The sequence below is a fragment of the Streptomyces violaceus genome (assembly GCF_036014075.1).
In the GTDB taxonomy this organism is placed as follows: domain Bacteria; phylum Actinomycetota; class Actinomycetes; order Streptomycetales; family Streptomycetaceae; genus Streptomyces; species Streptomyces violaceus.
Window position 1 is genome coordinate 4,799,164 of sequence record NZ_CP107911.1, and the last position, 13,023, is coordinate 4,812,186.

The following is a 13,023-nucleotide window of genomic DNA, read 5'->3' on the forward strand; positions in this document are numbered from 1 at the left end:
CCGCGAGGAGTCTCGGCAGGGCCGGATCAGCCGAAGCGGCCGGAGATGTAGTCCTCGGTGGCCTGGATCGACGGGTTGGAGAAGATGCGCTCCGTTTCGTCGATCTCGATGAGCTTGCCGGGCTGGCCGACCGCCGCGAGGTTGAAGAACGCCGTGCGGTCGGAGACGCGCGCCGCCTGCTGCATGTTGTGCGTCACGATGACGATCGTGTAGCGCTCCTTCAGCTCGCCGATCAGGTCCTCGATGGCGAGGGTGGAGATCGGGTCGAGTGCCGAGCAGGGCTCGTCCATGAGGAGGACGTTCGGCTCGACCGCGATCGCCCGCGCGATGCACAGGCGCTGCTGCTGGCCGCCGGAGAGGCCCGAGCCGGGCTTGTTCAGGCGGTCCTTGACCTCGTTCCAGAGGTTCGCGCCCTTGAGCGAGCGCTCGACGATGTCGGCGAGCTCGCTCTTCTTGTAGCTGCCGTTCAGCCGCAGGCCCGCCGCGACGTTGTCGAAGATCGACATGGTGGGGAACGGGTTCGGCCGCTGGAACACCATGCCGACCTCGCGGCGCACGGACACCGGGTCGATGCCCGACCCGTAGAGGTCCTCGTCGTCGAGCAGCACCTTGCCCTCGACGCGGCCGCCGGACGTCACCTCGTGCATGCGGTTCAGCGTGCGCAGGAACGTCGACTTGCCGCAGCCGGACGGGCCGATGAACGCCGTCACCGAGCGCGGCTCGACGGTCATCGAGATGTCCTCGATCGCCTTGTGGGAGCCGTAGTAGGCGGTGAGTCCGCTTACGTCGATTCGCTTGGCCATTAGTACGTCACTTCCAGACTCAGACAGTCGCTGTATGGCCGCGTCAGCGACCGGTCTTCGGGGCCTTCCAGCGGGCGATCCCGCGGGCCACCAGGTTCAGGAGCATCACGAAGGCGATGAGGGTGAGCGACGCCGCCCAGGCACGGTCGTAGGCCGCACCGGAGCCCGCGCTGTTCGCGTACTGCTGGTAGATGTACAGCGGCAGCGAGGCCTGCGCACCCTCGAAGGGGTTGGCGTTGATGAACGCGTTGCCCCACACCAGCAGCAGGACCGGGGCGGTCTCGCCGGTGATGCGGGCGATCGACAGCATGATGCCGGTGGTGATGCCGCCGATGGAGGTCGGCAGGACCACCTTCAGGATGGTGCGCCACTTCGGGATGCCGAGTGCCAGGGAGGCCTCGCGCAACTCGTTCGGGACGAGCTTGAGCATCTCCTCCGTGGAGCGCACGACGACCGGCATCATCAGGATTGCCAGGGCCAGCGAGCCGGCGAAGCCGAAGGGCTCCATGTCGAACATCAGCATGAGGCTGAGGATGAACAGACCCGCGACGATCGACGGGATGCCGGTCATGACGTCGACGAAGAACGTGATGGCCTTGGAGAGGTTCCCGCGGCCGTACTCCACGAGGTAGATCGCGGTGAGCACGCCGATCGGCGCGGCGATCACCGTGGCGAGACCGACCTGCTCCAGGGTGCCGAGGATGGCGTGGTAGATACCGCCGCCGGGCTCGGTGTCGGCGACGACGCCCATGGAGTGCGTCAGGAAGTAGATGTCGAGGACCTTCACACCGCGCACGACGGTCGACCAGACCAGCGAGGCCAGCGGTATGACGGCGAGCAGGAAGGCGACCCAGACGAAGGAGGTCGCGATGCGGTCCTTGGCCTGGCGCTTGCCCTCGACGGCTGTGGCGATGCCGTACGTGCCGACGAGGTAGAGGAGCGCGGCGATCAGGCCCCACTGGACCCGGCTGTGCAGGCCGCCGGCGACGCCGACGCCGATCGCGACGGCGACGGAGCCGACGGCGATGCCGTACGGGGCCCACTTCGGCAGGCGGGCGCCGCGCAGGGTGCTGGGGCCCTTGGGGGTGACGGTTGCGGTGCTCATGCGTTGGCCCCCGAGTACTCCTTGCGGCGGGCGATGATCGCGCGGGCCGCGCCGTTGACCAGCAGGGTGATGACGAACAGGACCAGACCGGAGGCGATCAGCGCGTCCCGGCCGAACTCGGTGGCCTCACCGAACTTGCTGGCGATGTTCTGCGCGAACGTGCCGCCGCCCGGGTCGAGCAGGCTGGTCTCGATCAGGAAGGTCGGAGAGAGCACGGTGGCGACGGCCATGGTCTCGCCGAGGGCGCGGCCGAGGCCGAGCATCGAGGCGGAGATGACACCGGAGCGGCCGAAGGGGATGACCGCCATGCGGATCACTTCCCAACGGGTGGCGCCGAGCGCCAGGGCCGCCTCCTCGTGCATCTGCGGGACCTGGCGGAAGACCTCGCGGCTCACGTTGGTGATGATCGGCAGGATCATGATCGCGAGCAGGATGCCGACGGTCAGCATGGAGCGGGGGGCGCCGCCCTCCCAGGAGAAGACGCCGGTCCAGCCGAGGTAGTCGTTCAGCCAGCTGAAGAGGCCGGTCATGTTCGGCACGAGGACCAGCGCGCCCCAGAGGCCGTAGACGATGGACGGCACGGCGGCGAGCAGGTCGATCACGTAGGCGATCGGGCCCCGCAGCCGGCGCGGGGCGTAGTGCGTGAGGAACAGCGCGATGGCGACGGCGATCGGGACCGCGATGACCATGGCGATGATCGAGGAGACCACCGTGCCGAAGGCCAGGACGGCGATGCCGAAGTTCGGCGGGACGAGGTTGGTGTCCCACTCGAACGTGGTGAGGAAGTTGCCCTGGTCCTTGCTGATCGCGAGGGAGGCGCGGTAGGTCAGGAAGACCGCGATCGCGGCCATGATCACCAGCAGCAGGATGCCCGAGCCGCGGGAGAGACCGAGGAAGATCCGGTCTCCGGGCCGGGTGGCCCCGCGCGCCGCGCGCTTGTCGGTGGCCGGTTGCGGAGCGGGGGGAGGTGCGTCTGTTATCTGTGTGGATGTGTCCATCAGGTTCTCCGGTCTGCGGAGCCGGGCGCGCTGTGCGGCGGCTCTGCGGAGCCGTACACGGGGTACGGCCACTGGCGGCGGTGCACCGGACGGTGCGGCCCGGTCCCGGGGAGGGAGCCGGGCCGCACTCGGGTCAGCTCAGGCCCTCGATGGTGGTGCGGACCTGGGAGATGATGTCGGCGGGGATCGGCGCGTAGTCGGCCTCGGCGAGGATCTTCTGGCCCTCTTCGGAGGCGATGTAGCGCAGGAACGCCTTGGTGGCGGGCAGCGTCTCGGCCTTGTTGCCCTTGTCGCAGACGATCTCGTAGGTGACGAGGACCATCGGGTAGGCGCTCTCGGCCTTGGTGCCGTAGTTCAGCTCCAGCGCGAGGTCCTTGCCCGTGCCGACGACCTTGGCCTCGGAGATGGCCTTGGTGGCGTTCTCGACGGTGGCCTTGACCGGCTGGGCGGCGCCCGTGTCGAGGTCGACGGTCGTCAGGCCGTCCTTGGCGTACGACAGCTCGAAGTAGCCGATGGCGCCGTTGGTCTGCTTCACCTGCTGGGCGACACCGGAGGAGCCGGAGGCGGACTGGCCGCCCTTGGCCTGCCAGGTCTTGCCGCCGTCGTAGGGCCAGTCCTTCTTGGCGGTGGCCATCAGGTACTTGGTGAAGTTGTCGGTGGTGCCGGAGTCGTCCGAGCGGTGGAACGCCTGGATCTTGAGGTCCGGAAGCTTCGCTTCGGGGTTCAGCTTCGCGATCGCCGGGTCGTTCCAGTTGGTGATCTCGTTGTTGAAGATCTTCGCCAGGGTGGAGGCGTCCAGGACGAGGCTGTCGATGCCGTTGACGTTGACACCGACCGCGATCGGGCCGCCGACCATCGGCAGGTCGATGCCCTGGCCGCCGGAGCAGGTCTTCTTGGAGGCCGTGACCTCGTCGGGCTTCAGCGCGGAGTCGGAGCCGGCGAAGGCGACCTGGCCCTGCGTGAACGCGGTGACACCGGCGCCGGAGCCGCCGCCCTTGTAGTTGATCTGCGTGCCCTGACAGGCGGCGGTGAACTGCTTGACCCAGGCGTCGATCGCGTTCTTCTGCGCGGACGAGCCGTCGGCCAGCAGCTGGCCCTGGGCGTCGTCGCACTTGATGCTGCCCGGCTTGGCGGCCGCGGACGAGCCGCCGCTGCTGGTGCCCGTGTCGTCGGAGCCGCACGCCGTGAGGGCCAGGGCGCCGGAGACGGCAAGAGCACCGAGAGCGAGGGCCCGCCGGTTCATGCGCTGAAGCTTCACTTGAGTTCCTTCCAGGAGCCGCCGTCCTGATTCGGCGGCGTGCGGTGTCCGGATGACGCGCGACGCTGACACGCGGCAGGCGCGGTTCGCGTCGGGTAAGGCTGAAATTAGGCAGATCAGGTGAAGCCGCCTATGGCCATAAATGAACGAGGGGTGAACCCCTGCCGAAGGTGCGGTTAGGTCACGGAACGCTTACGGAGAGAGCACGTGCGGGTTCCGCTTTCCGGGGCGGGTAACGCGAGCAGCGCGTCGACCAGGGGGCGGTCGTGGGGCTGCGTGAGACGGGCGCGGGCGGCGGCGGGTGTCAGCCACAGGACCCGGTCCACCTCGTCCGTCGGGGAGAACTCGCAGGTCATCGCCTCGGCAGCCCAGTAGCGGACCTGCTTGGGGCGGCCGTTCGCCAGATAGTGCTGGGTGGGCAGCTCGGCGCCCGGCACGGCCCGGCAGCCCGTCTCCTCCGCCACCTCGCGCAGGGCACCGGCGAGTGCCTCCTCGCCGCGTTTGAGCTTGCCCTTCGGCCAGGACCAGTCGTCGTATTTCGGCCGGTGGACGAGGCAGACCTCCAGCTCGCCCGTGACGGGGGAGCGGCGCCACAGGACGCAGCCCGCCGCCTGAACAGTGGTGTCGTCGTCGGAGCCCACCTGACCGCCTCCTGAGCCGTGGCCGGTCATGACGTGCTGACGGTTTCCTTCTGCCAGCACTGTTGAAACGCGAAACGCGCAGCCTCGACCTCGTGGCGCTGGTCGGCGTGGAGCACGCCGAGGGCGTACGCCGTCGCGGGGGCGATGCGGGGGGTCCGGGCCGCCTGGGCCGCCGCTGCCGCCGCCTCCGATGCGTCGCGGTGGAGGTTCAGGGCCTGGCCGGCGGAGAGCAGGCGCAGGTCGACGACGGCGTTGCCGTTGGGCTCGCCGCGCTGGGCCTCGCGGGCGTAGCGGTGCAGGCGCAGGAGCAGGCGGACCTGGTGCCAGGGGGCGTCCTGCGGGTGCGGGACGGTGTCCGGGGAGAGGCCGTGGACGAGGGCCGAGGCGTTGTACGGGTTTCCCGCGGTGACGAGTGGGAGGGCGGCCACGGCGTCCGTGAGGCGGCCCTCGGCCGCCGAGGCGAGGGGGCGGAGGTCGGTGGTACCGGCGGTCTTGGTGAGGGGGACCTCGCTGGCCAGCACCGCGACCTTGTCCGCGATGGCGTGGAAGCGGCTGCTTCCCAGGGCCTGCAGGGCCGTGGAGTGCGCTCGGGTCCGGGCGAGGTTGAGCTGGCGGTCGAGAAGGGCGCCTGCCTTGGCCGCGCCGACTGTGAGGTTGCCGCGTTCCGGTGCGGAGGTCGGGTGGGCCGGGGCACTGGCCTTGGCGGGTGCCGCCGCGGCTGCCGTTTGCCCTGGGAGCGCCGTGGAGCCCGACAGGCGGTGCAGCGCGCTCAGCAAACGTTCCAGGCGGGCGGTGTACGCGTGTTCCATGGCCAGGGTTCCCGAGACCCAGGCCAGTTCCGGGCGCATGCCCTCGCACCAGTCCGTGTCCAGGAGGGACTGGAACGTGTGCAGGCTGGCGCTGATGCGGCGGGCCGAGCGGCGCAGGGCGCGCGCCGCGTCGGCGGACCCCTCCGAGCCGCCCGCGCCCGACCCCGTCTCGCGGTGCAGGCGCAGCGCCCGGAGGAACTCCGTGGCCTGGGCCCGCAGGTAGCCCGCGAGGGCGTCCCCGGTGGGGACGGGGCCGGCGTGCCTGGACCGGGGATCCGTCGGGTCAAGGTGTCGCTGTGCCACGCCGGCGCCTCCGCGCGTCTATGAGCATCTCCTGGACGTTGCGCAGCGGCTGGCCGTCCGCGTCCGTCGCATGCCGGGTCCAGTCGCCGTCCGGGCCGAGGTGCCAGGAGGCGGTGCCGTCGGACATGCCGGTCTCCAGCAGCCGGTTCAGGGCTGCCCGGTGGGCCGGGTCGGTGACCCTGACCAGGGCCTCTATACGGCGGTCGAGGTTGCGGTGCATCATGTCGGCGCTGCCGATCCACACCTCGGGCTCGCCGCCGTTGCCGAAGCCGAACACCCGGGAGTGCTCCAGGAAGCGGCCGAGGATCGAGCGGACCCGGATGTTCTCCGACAGGCCCGCCACGCCCGGGCGCAGCGCGCAGATGCCGCGCACCCACACGTCCACCGGCACGCCCGCCTGGGCCGCGCGGTAGCAGGCGTCGATGACGGCCTCGTCGACCATCGAGTTGACCTTGATACGGACGTGCGCGGGCCGTCCCGCGCGGTGGTGCTGGATCTCCTTGGTGATCCGCGCGACCAGGCCGTCGCGCAGCGACTTGGGGGCGACCAGGAGACGGCGGTAGGTCTCGCGGCGGGAGTAGCCGGAGAGGCGGTTGAAGAGGTCCGAGAGGTCCGCGCCGACCTGGGGGTCTGCCGTGAGCAGGCCGAGGTCCTCGTAGAGGCGGGCCGTCTTCGGGTGGTAGTTGCCGGTGCCGACGTGGCTGTAGCGGCGGAGCGTCTCGCCCTCCTGGCGGACCACCAGCGACAGCTTGCAGTGGGTCTTCAGACCGACCAGGCCGTAGACCACGTGGCAGCCGGACTCCTCCAGCTTGCGCGCCCACTTGATGTTGGCGTGCTCGTCGAAGCGGGCCTTGATCTCGACCAGGACCAGGACCTGCTTGCCGGACTCGGCGGCCTCGATGAGGGCGTCGACTATGGGGGAGTCGCCCGAGGTCCGGTACAGGGTCTGCTTGATCGCGAGGACGTCCGGGTCGCCCGCCGCCTGTTCCAGGAAGGCCTGGACGGAGGTGGAGAACGAGTCGTACGGGTGGTGCAGCAGGACGTCCCGCTCGCGGAGGGCGGCGAAGATGTCCGGCGCGGACGCCGACTCGACCTCGGCGAGATCGCGGTGGGTGCCGGCGACGAACTTCCGGTACTTCAGCTCCGGCCGGTCGATCGAGGCGATCCGGAAGAGGCCCGTGAGGTCCAGGGGACCCGGCAGCGGGTACACCTCGGCCTCGCTGATCTTCAGCTCGCGCACCAGCAGGTCCAGGACCTCGCGGTCGATGGACTCCTCGACCTCCAGGCGCACCGGCGGCCCGAAGCGGCGCCGCATGAGCTCCTTCTCCAGGGCCTGGAGCAGGTTCTCCGCGTCGTCCTCCTCGACCTCCAGGTCCTCGTTCCTGGTCAGGCGGAAGGCGTGGTGCTCCAGGACCTCCATGCCCGGGAACAGCTCCTCCAGGTGGGCGGCGATGACGTCCTCGATGGGGACGTAGCGGCCCGGGGAGCTCTCCAGGAACCTCGACAGCAGCGGCGGCACCTTCACACGGGCGAAGTGCTTGTGGCCCGTGACCGGGTTGCGCACGACGACGGCCAGGTTCAGGGACAGGCCGGAGATGTACGGGAAGGGGTGCGCCGGGTCGACCGCCAGCGGGGTCAGCACGGGGAAGATCTGGTGCCGGAACAGGGTGAACAGGCGGGCCTGCTCCTTCTCCTGCAGTTCACTCCAGCGGACCAGGTGGATGCCCTCCTCCGCGAGGGCGGGGGCGACGTCCTCGTGGTAGCAGGCGGCGTGCCGGGCCATGAGCTCGCGGGAGCGGGCCCAGATCATCTCCAGCACCTCGCGGGGCTGGAGGCCGGAGGCGGAGCGGGTGGCCACGCCGGTGGCGATACGGCGCTTCAGACCGGCCACCCGGACCATGAAGAACTCGTCCAGGTTGCTGGCGAAGATCGCGAGGAAGTTGGCCCGCTCCAGCAGGGGTGTGCTCGGGTCCTCGGCGAGTTCGAGCACGCGCTCGTTGAACGCCAGCCAGCTGCGCTCCCGGTCGAGGAAACGTCCCTGTGGCAGCTGGGGCCCGTCGTACGGCGACTCCTCGTAGGCGTCGAGGTCGGCGTCGATGTCGGGTTCGAGGTCGGAGACGGCCGCCGCGATGGTGTGCGGGCGGTGGGCCGCGATGGAGCCCACGGAGGGCTGCGCGTGCTGGACCTGTGCCTGGGTGTTCGGCTGGCTCATGGACCCATTCTTCCGCGCCGCGAGCATCACGGGCGCGTCGGACAGCGCGGGCGGGATCGGGGGCGTCACATGAGTGTTCCCGTTCCCCGCTGGCCCCTCTCGGGGTGGCGAAGGCTCTGGCACGGCGGGATTCATTGCCCGAGCTTCGCAAGCTCGTCTGAATCGATGGTTACGGAGACATGACGTGCGGGATAGCGGGGGGCGGCTCGCGGGGGTCCGGGGTTGCCCACAGGCTGTGGATGGTCCCTGGCGCCCGGCCTGCCCGGAGTGTCTCCGAGAGACGTGCCGCGCGTCCACTCCCCGGGGGAGGAGACGGGGGCGGGGGCTTGGGGGATGTCGGTTGCTGGGCTGGTGGCTCTGAAGTGTCCGGGAGGGCGGGCCGTGGCGTTTCCCGTCGTGCCCGAGGGGCTGTCGCCCGTCCAGGACGGAATGTCGTGCGTGGTTTCGTGAACCGTTCGCACCGGGTGGTCCGATGAGGAGACGTGAGCGAAACGAGAAGCGACGGGGAGCTGCTGCGGGCCATTGCCGTGGACGCCGACCGGCGTGCCTTCGAGGAGCTGTACCGGCGGTACGCGCCGTGGCTCCGGGCCCGGCTGCGGGGGCGGTGCGCCGATCCGGGGGTCGTCGACGACGTCGTACAGGAGACCTTCCTCGCGGTGTGGCGGGGCAAGGCCCGCTATCGGGAGGACGAGGGTGGCGCGGACGCGGCCGGGTGGCTGTGGCGCATCGGGTCGCGGCGGCTGGTGGACACGCTGCGCGGTGACGGGGCACGGGGGCGGTTGCGCCAGGCCCTGGCACGGCTGCGGCACCGGGAGGAGGTGTCGGCGGAGGAACGCGTGCTCGCGGGGGTGGAGCACGGGGACCTCGCCGGAGCCCTCGTCCGGCTGTCGCCGGAGTTGCGGGCGGTGCTGCAGGCGACGGTCATCGACGGGCTCACCACCCGGGAAGCGGCCGTACTGCTCGGGATTCCGCCGGGGACGGTCAAGACGCGGGCGATGCGGGCTCGCAAGCAGTTGCGGGAGGCGTTGGCATGAGTTGGCACGTGCCGGAAGAGGACCTGCGCGCCTATGCGCGGGGAGAGCTGGCGGCGCCGGCTCTCTGGTCCGCCGATGCGCACCTGGGGGCCTGCGCCCGGTGCCGGGGGGCGCTGGGCGAGGTCAGTGACCCGGTCGCCCTCGACGCGGGGTGGGAGCGGCTCGACGCCGAGCTGGACGCACCCCGGACGGGGGTACTGGAGTCGCTGCTCGTGCGGCTCGGGGTGCCCGGGCACACCGCGCGGCTGCTGGCGGCGGCGCCGGTGCTGCGCAGGTCCTGGCTGGGAGCCGTCGTCGCCGTGCTGCTGCTGAGCGTGGCGGCGGGGCACCTCGTACGGGGCGGGGAGTCCCCCACGCTGTTCCTCGCGCTCGCGCCACTGCTGCCGCTCGCCGGTGTGGCGTTGTCGTACGGGCCCGCGCTGGATCCGACGTACGAGATGGCCGTCGTCGCGCCGATGCACGGGTTCCGGCTGCTGATGATCCGGACGGTGGCCGTGCTGGGCGTGGTGCTGGGCCTGAACGGGCTGGCGACCCTCGCGCTGCCCGACTACGGACTGCGTGCGCTGGCCTGGCTGTTGCCCGCGCTGGCGCTCACCGCGACGGGGCTCGCGCTGACGCCCCGGCTGGGACCGGTGCTCGCGCCGTCCCTGGTCGGTGGGGCGTGGGTCGCAGTGCTGGTGCTGGCCGATGTGCTGAGGGCGGGCGCGCATGCGCCGCTCGCGCCGTACACCGCTGCCGGGCAGGGCGTGGCGGCGGTGGTCGCCGCGCTCGCCGCCGGGCTGCTCTTCCTGCTTCGTGACCGATTCGACCTCTTCCAGGGACGTGCCGCATGACCCCCACCGTGTCCGCCTCCGGGCTCAGCCTCCGCTACGGCGGTACCCGCGCCCTCGACGACGTGTCGCTGCGCCTGTCCGGCGGTGTCACCGGGCTGCTCGGGCCCAACGGCGCCGGCAAGACCACGCTGCTGCGGGTGCTCGCCACGGCCCTGCCCGCCGACCGGGGTGCCTTCACCGTGCTCGGGCATGACCCGGGCACCGCGCGGGGCCGGCAGGAGGTACGGCGCCGGCTGGGCTATCTGCCGCAGACGCCGGGCTTCCATCCGGACTTCACGGCCTTCGAGTTCGTCGACTACGTGGCGATCCTGAAGGAGATGACCGACCGGGCCGGCCGGCATCGGGAGGTGCGGCGGGTGCTGGAGGAGGTGGGGCTGGCCGACGTACGCGGGAAACGCATTCGGAAGTTGTCGGGCGGGATGCGGCAGCGGGTCGCCCTGGGGGCTGCCCTGGTCGGTGATCCAGGATTCCTGGTCCTGGACGAGCCGACCGTGGGTCTGGACCCCGAACAGCGCATGCGGTTCCGGGAATTCATCGCCGGAGCGGGGGAGGGTCGGACGGTGCTGCTGTCCACCCACCAGACGGAGGACGTGGCGATGCTCTGTCACCGTGTGCTGGTCATGGCCGGTGGCCGGGTGCGGTTCGAGGGCACACCGGCCGAGCTGACCGCGCGGGCCGCGGGGCACGTGTGGAGCAGCGCCGAGCGGGACCCGGGGGCGAAGGCGGGGTGGCGCACGGGCACCGGCTCCTTCCGCAACGTCGGCGATCCGCCGGCCGGGGCCGATCTCCTCGAACCCACCCTGGAGGATGGCTACCTGCTCACCCTCGACGGCGCCGGGGCGGAGGTGGCGGCATGACCACGGTCGTGGAGAAGCCGGTCGCGTCCGGCGAGCGGAGCGAGCCGCGTGGATCGTGGGCCGCCGTGATCGCCCTGGCCCTGGTCGAGACGCGCCTGCTGCTGACGAGGCTGCCGGTGATGATCGCCTTCCTGGTGTACGGCGGCTGGACCGTATGGCGCAGCGGAAGGGACTGGGACGGTTATCCGGCCCTCCAGGACGTCGACCGCGCCACCCAGGGCGCGCCGATGCTCGTCGGGCTCGCGGTGCTGCTGTGCGTCAACCACGCCGCGCTGCGCTCGCGGCGGCACGGGACCGAGCATCACTTCGCGGTGCTGGTCCTCCAGCCGTGGCGGCGTACGGTCGCCCATGCGCTGTCGGCCGTCGCCGCGGCCCTGACCACCGGCGTGTGCGTCGCCGCGCAGTTCGGCTGGGAGGCGCTCAGGCCCGGCGCGATCGGGCAGGGTTCGGTGAGCGAACTGCTCGCGGGGCCGCTGACCGTGCTGCTGTTCGGGCTGGTCGGGCTGCTCATGGCAGGGCTGGTGCGGTCGGCTCTCACCGCGCCGCTGCTGGTCGTGTTCCTCCTGTTCGTGTTCCTCTTCCTCTCGGGCATGAGGGAAGACTGGAGCCGGTGGCTGCTGCCGGTGGTCGCCGAGGCGACCAGCAACACCCTGCCGTCCGACCTGATAGGCCGGCCCGCCGCCTGGCACGCCCTGTACCTGTCCGGGCTGGCGCTGTGCGCGGGCCTGGCGGCGGTGCTGGTCGCCGGTGGCCGCAAACCCGTGGTCGTGGCGGGTGTCGCCGGGGCGCTGGCCATGACGCTGGTGGGCGGGGTGGCCCAGGCGCGCGGCGATTCGCCCGAACTGGTCCGGGCCCGCGAACGGGCCTCGGCCACCCCCGAGCAGGTGCAGACCTGCGTCCGGCGGGACGCGTCGACGTACTGCGTGTTCCCCGAGTGGGGTCCGCGGGTCGGGGACTGGGCCGGGGTGGTGGACCGGGTGCGGTCCCTGGCCGGGGGCGGCGCGCGGGAGCAGAAGATCGTCGTACGGCAGCGGATCGAGGCCCGTTACGGCATCTCCACCGACAGTGCGCTGACGCCGCTGGAGCGCCCGCACGAGGTGACGGTGGGCACCGAGTGGGGCGGCAACCGCGTCCCCGAGTTCTCGGCCGCCGTCGCCGGAGTGCTGGTCGCGGGCGACGAGAAGGCCGCGACCTCGATCTGCGACGGCCGCATGGTCACCGTGATGTGGCTGGCCCTGGGCTGGGAGTCCGACCCGGTGGCCGCGCTGCGCCGGGTCCGCCTCGACGACAGCGACACCGGCTCGGCCCTCGTGCTCCAGCCGACGAACGGGATGTACATGACCGACGCCCAGACGGAGGTGCTGCGCGCGCTGCTCGACCGGCCCCGGGGCGAGGTCACCGCGCGGGTCAAGGACCACTGGGCCGAGCTGACCGCGCCGAAGGTGTCGGCGGCCCGGGCCGCGGAGCTGCTGGGCGTGGCCGCATCCGAGGGGGACGACAAGTGCCTCGACTGAGGAGGGAGTTGGTCGGCGCCGTCTGCCGGACCCTGCCGTTGGGGCTGGTGGGGGCGGCCGGTGCGACGGGGCTGCTGATGGCCTCGCTGACCCGGGCCACCGGCGAGGCGGGGGAATGGCTCGCGCTGTCTCTGCTCCGGGCGGCGATCCTGGCCTTCGCGATGGGCCTGGTGTTCCTGCTGGACGACCCGGCCCGGCACACCACGGCCACCGTGCCGACCCCGCGTCCGGTCCGGATCGCGCTGCGGGTGGCGCTCGTCGTCCCGGTCGCGGTGGCCTGGTGGACGGCGGCGCTGCTGCTGGTGCCACGGGACCTTCGGCCGCCGGTCGCCGACATCACGCTGGAGGCCGCGGCGGCCTTCGCGCTGGCGGTGTCCGCCGCGGCGGTCGCGGTGCGCCGCAGCGACCTCACGCGGCCCGGACCGCGGCTCGCGGCCGGCCTGCTGACCTCGGCGATGCTGGTCCTGCTGTTCTGGCCCGGGCGGTGGGCGCTGCTCGTGCCGGTGGAGGACGAGCGGTGGGCGGCGGCGCATGATCGGTGGGCGGTGGTGTTGGCCGGGGCCGTGCTTGTGGGGGTGCTGGGGGCGGTGGAGCCGGTGCGGCGGTGGTCGTGGCCGGTGTCACTGGGGCGGGGGTGATCGGTCCGGCGTGTTGGT

12 protein-coding genes are annotated in these 13,023 nt (G+C 71.7%); 5 read left to right on the forward strand and 7 right to left on the reverse strand.

Translation table 11 applies throughout. From position 1 onward, the window contains the following. Nucleotides 1-26 precede the first annotated feature (26 nt). The 7 genes from pstB to OG542_RS21645 form a co-directional block, all read right to left on the reverse strand. The gene (pstB, locus tag OG542_RS21615; RefSeq protein ID WP_311126466.1) at nt 27-803 is read right to left on the reverse strand and encodes a phosphate ABC transporter ATP-binding protein PstB; all 777 of its coding nucleotides are present in this window, start codon (nt 801-803) and stop codon (nt 27-29) included. A 43-nt stretch (nt 804-846) separates the two neighbouring features. Then, nucleotides 847-1,908, reverse strand: coding sequence for a phosphate ABC transporter permease PstA (gene pstA / locus OG542_RS21620; protein WP_328413074.1), 1,062 nt, complete (start codon nt 1,906-1,908; stop codon nt 847-849). Further along, entirely contained in the window at nt 1,905-2,906 is a 1,002-nt protein-coding gene (gene pstC, locus OG542_RS21625; RefSeq protein WP_328413076.1) for a phosphate ABC transporter permease subunit PstC, read from the reverse strand. The genes pstA and pstC overlap by 4 nt, the downstream gene beginning before the upstream one ends. Before the next feature lie 133 nt (nt 2,907-3,039). Continuing rightward, entirely contained in the window at nt 3,040-4,164 is a 1,125-nt protein-coding gene (gene pstS / locus OG542_RS21630) for a phosphate ABC transporter substrate-binding protein PstS (protein WP_328413078.1), read from the reverse strand. 176 nt (nt 4,165-4,340) lie between these two features. Beyond that, a complete protein-coding gene (locus OG542_RS21635) occupies nt 4,341-4,835 on the reverse strand; it encodes an NUDIX hydrolase (RefSeq protein WP_328413080.1) in 495 nt (164 codons plus the stop codon). Continuing rightward, nucleotides 4,832-5,917, reverse strand: a complete 1,086-nt coding sequence (locus OG542_RS21640; protein ID WP_328413082.1) for a CHAD domain-containing protein — start codon at nt 5,915-5,917, stop codon at nt 4,832-4,834. The genes OG542_RS21635 and OG542_RS21640 overlap by 4 nt, the downstream gene beginning before the upstream one ends. Further along, entirely contained in the window at nt 5,898-8,264 is a 2,367-nt protein-coding gene (locus tag OG542_RS21645) for an RNA degradosome polyphosphate kinase (RefSeq protein ID WP_184599282.1), read from the reverse strand. The genes OG542_RS21640 and OG542_RS21645 overlap by 20 nt, the downstream gene beginning before the upstream one ends. Nucleotides 8,265-8,611: 347 nt before the next feature. On the opposite strand from OG542_RS21645, the gene OG542_RS21650 reads away from it, so the two are divergent. From OG542_RS21650 to OG542_RS21670, 5 genes are read left to right on the forward strand one after another with little or no spacing between them, the layout of a single operon-like run. Beyond that, nucleotides 8,612-9,163, forward strand: a complete 552-nt coding sequence (locus OG542_RS21650; RefSeq protein WP_311126460.1) for an RNA polymerase sigma factor — start codon at nt 8,612-8,614, stop codon at nt 9,161-9,163. Next, nucleotides 9,160-9,996, forward strand: a complete 837-nt coding sequence (locus OG542_RS21655) for a cupin domain-containing protein (protein ID WP_311126459.1) — start codon at nt 9,160-9,162, stop codon at nt 9,994-9,996. The genes OG542_RS21650 and OG542_RS21655 overlap by 4 nt, the downstream gene beginning before the upstream one ends. Next, nucleotides 9,993-10,853, forward strand: a complete 861-nt coding sequence (locus tag OG542_RS21660; protein ID WP_328413085.1) for an ABC transporter ATP-binding protein — start codon at nt 9,993-9,995, stop codon at nt 10,851-10,853. Before OG542_RS21655 ends, OG542_RS21660 begins: the two co-directional genes overlap by 4 nt. Then, a complete protein-coding gene (locus OG542_RS21665; protein WP_328413087.1) occupies nt 10,850-12,367 on the forward strand; it encodes an ABC transporter permease in 1,518 nt (505 codons plus the stop codon). Before OG542_RS21660 ends, OG542_RS21665 begins: the two co-directional genes overlap by 4 nt. Continuing rightward, on the forward strand, nt 12,355-13,005 hold the full coding sequence (locus tag OG542_RS21670; RefSeq protein WP_328413089.1) for an ABC transporter: 651 nt from the start codon (nt 12,355-12,357) through the stop codon (nt 13,003-13,005). Before OG542_RS21665 ends, OG542_RS21670 begins: the two co-directional genes overlap by 13 nt. Nucleotides 13,006-13,023: the final 18 nt, after the last annotated feature.

What these genes read in the sequence shown, in the direction of transcription:
- pstA (WP_328413074.1), bottom strand. Translation starts at nt 1,908, where the DNA reads ATGAGCACCGCAACCGTCACCCCCAAGGGCCCCAGCACCCTGCGCGGC.
- OG542_RS21645 (WP_184599282.1), bottom strand. Translation starts at nt 8,264, where the DNA reads ATGAATCCCGCCGTGCCAGAGCCTTCGCCACCCCGAGAGGGGCCAGCG.
- OG542_RS21660 (WP_328413085.1), top strand. Translation starts at nt 9,993, where the DNA reads ATGACCCCCACCGTGTCCGCCTCCGGGCTCAGCCTCCGCTACGGCGGT.
- OG542_RS21635 (WP_328413080.1), bottom strand. Translation starts at nt 4,835, where the DNA reads ATGACCGGCCACGGCTCAGGAGGCGGTCAGGTGGGCTCCGACGACGAC.
- pstB (WP_311126466.1), bottom strand. Translation starts at nt 803, where the DNA reads ATGGCCAAGCGAATCGACGTAAGCGGACTCACCGCCTACTACGGCTCC.
- pstC (WP_328413076.1), bottom strand. Translation starts at nt 2,906, where the DNA reads ATGGACACATCCACACAGATAACAGACGCACCTCCCCCCGCTCCGCAA.
- OG542_RS21655 (WP_311126459.1), top strand. Translation starts at nt 9,160, where the DNA reads ATGAGTTGGCACGTGCCGGAAGAGGACCTGCGCGCCTATGCGCGGGGA.
- OG542_RS21665 (WP_328413087.1), top strand. Translation starts at nt 10,850, where the DNA reads ATGACCACGGTCGTGGAGAAGCCGGTCGCGTCCGGCGAGCGGAGCGAG.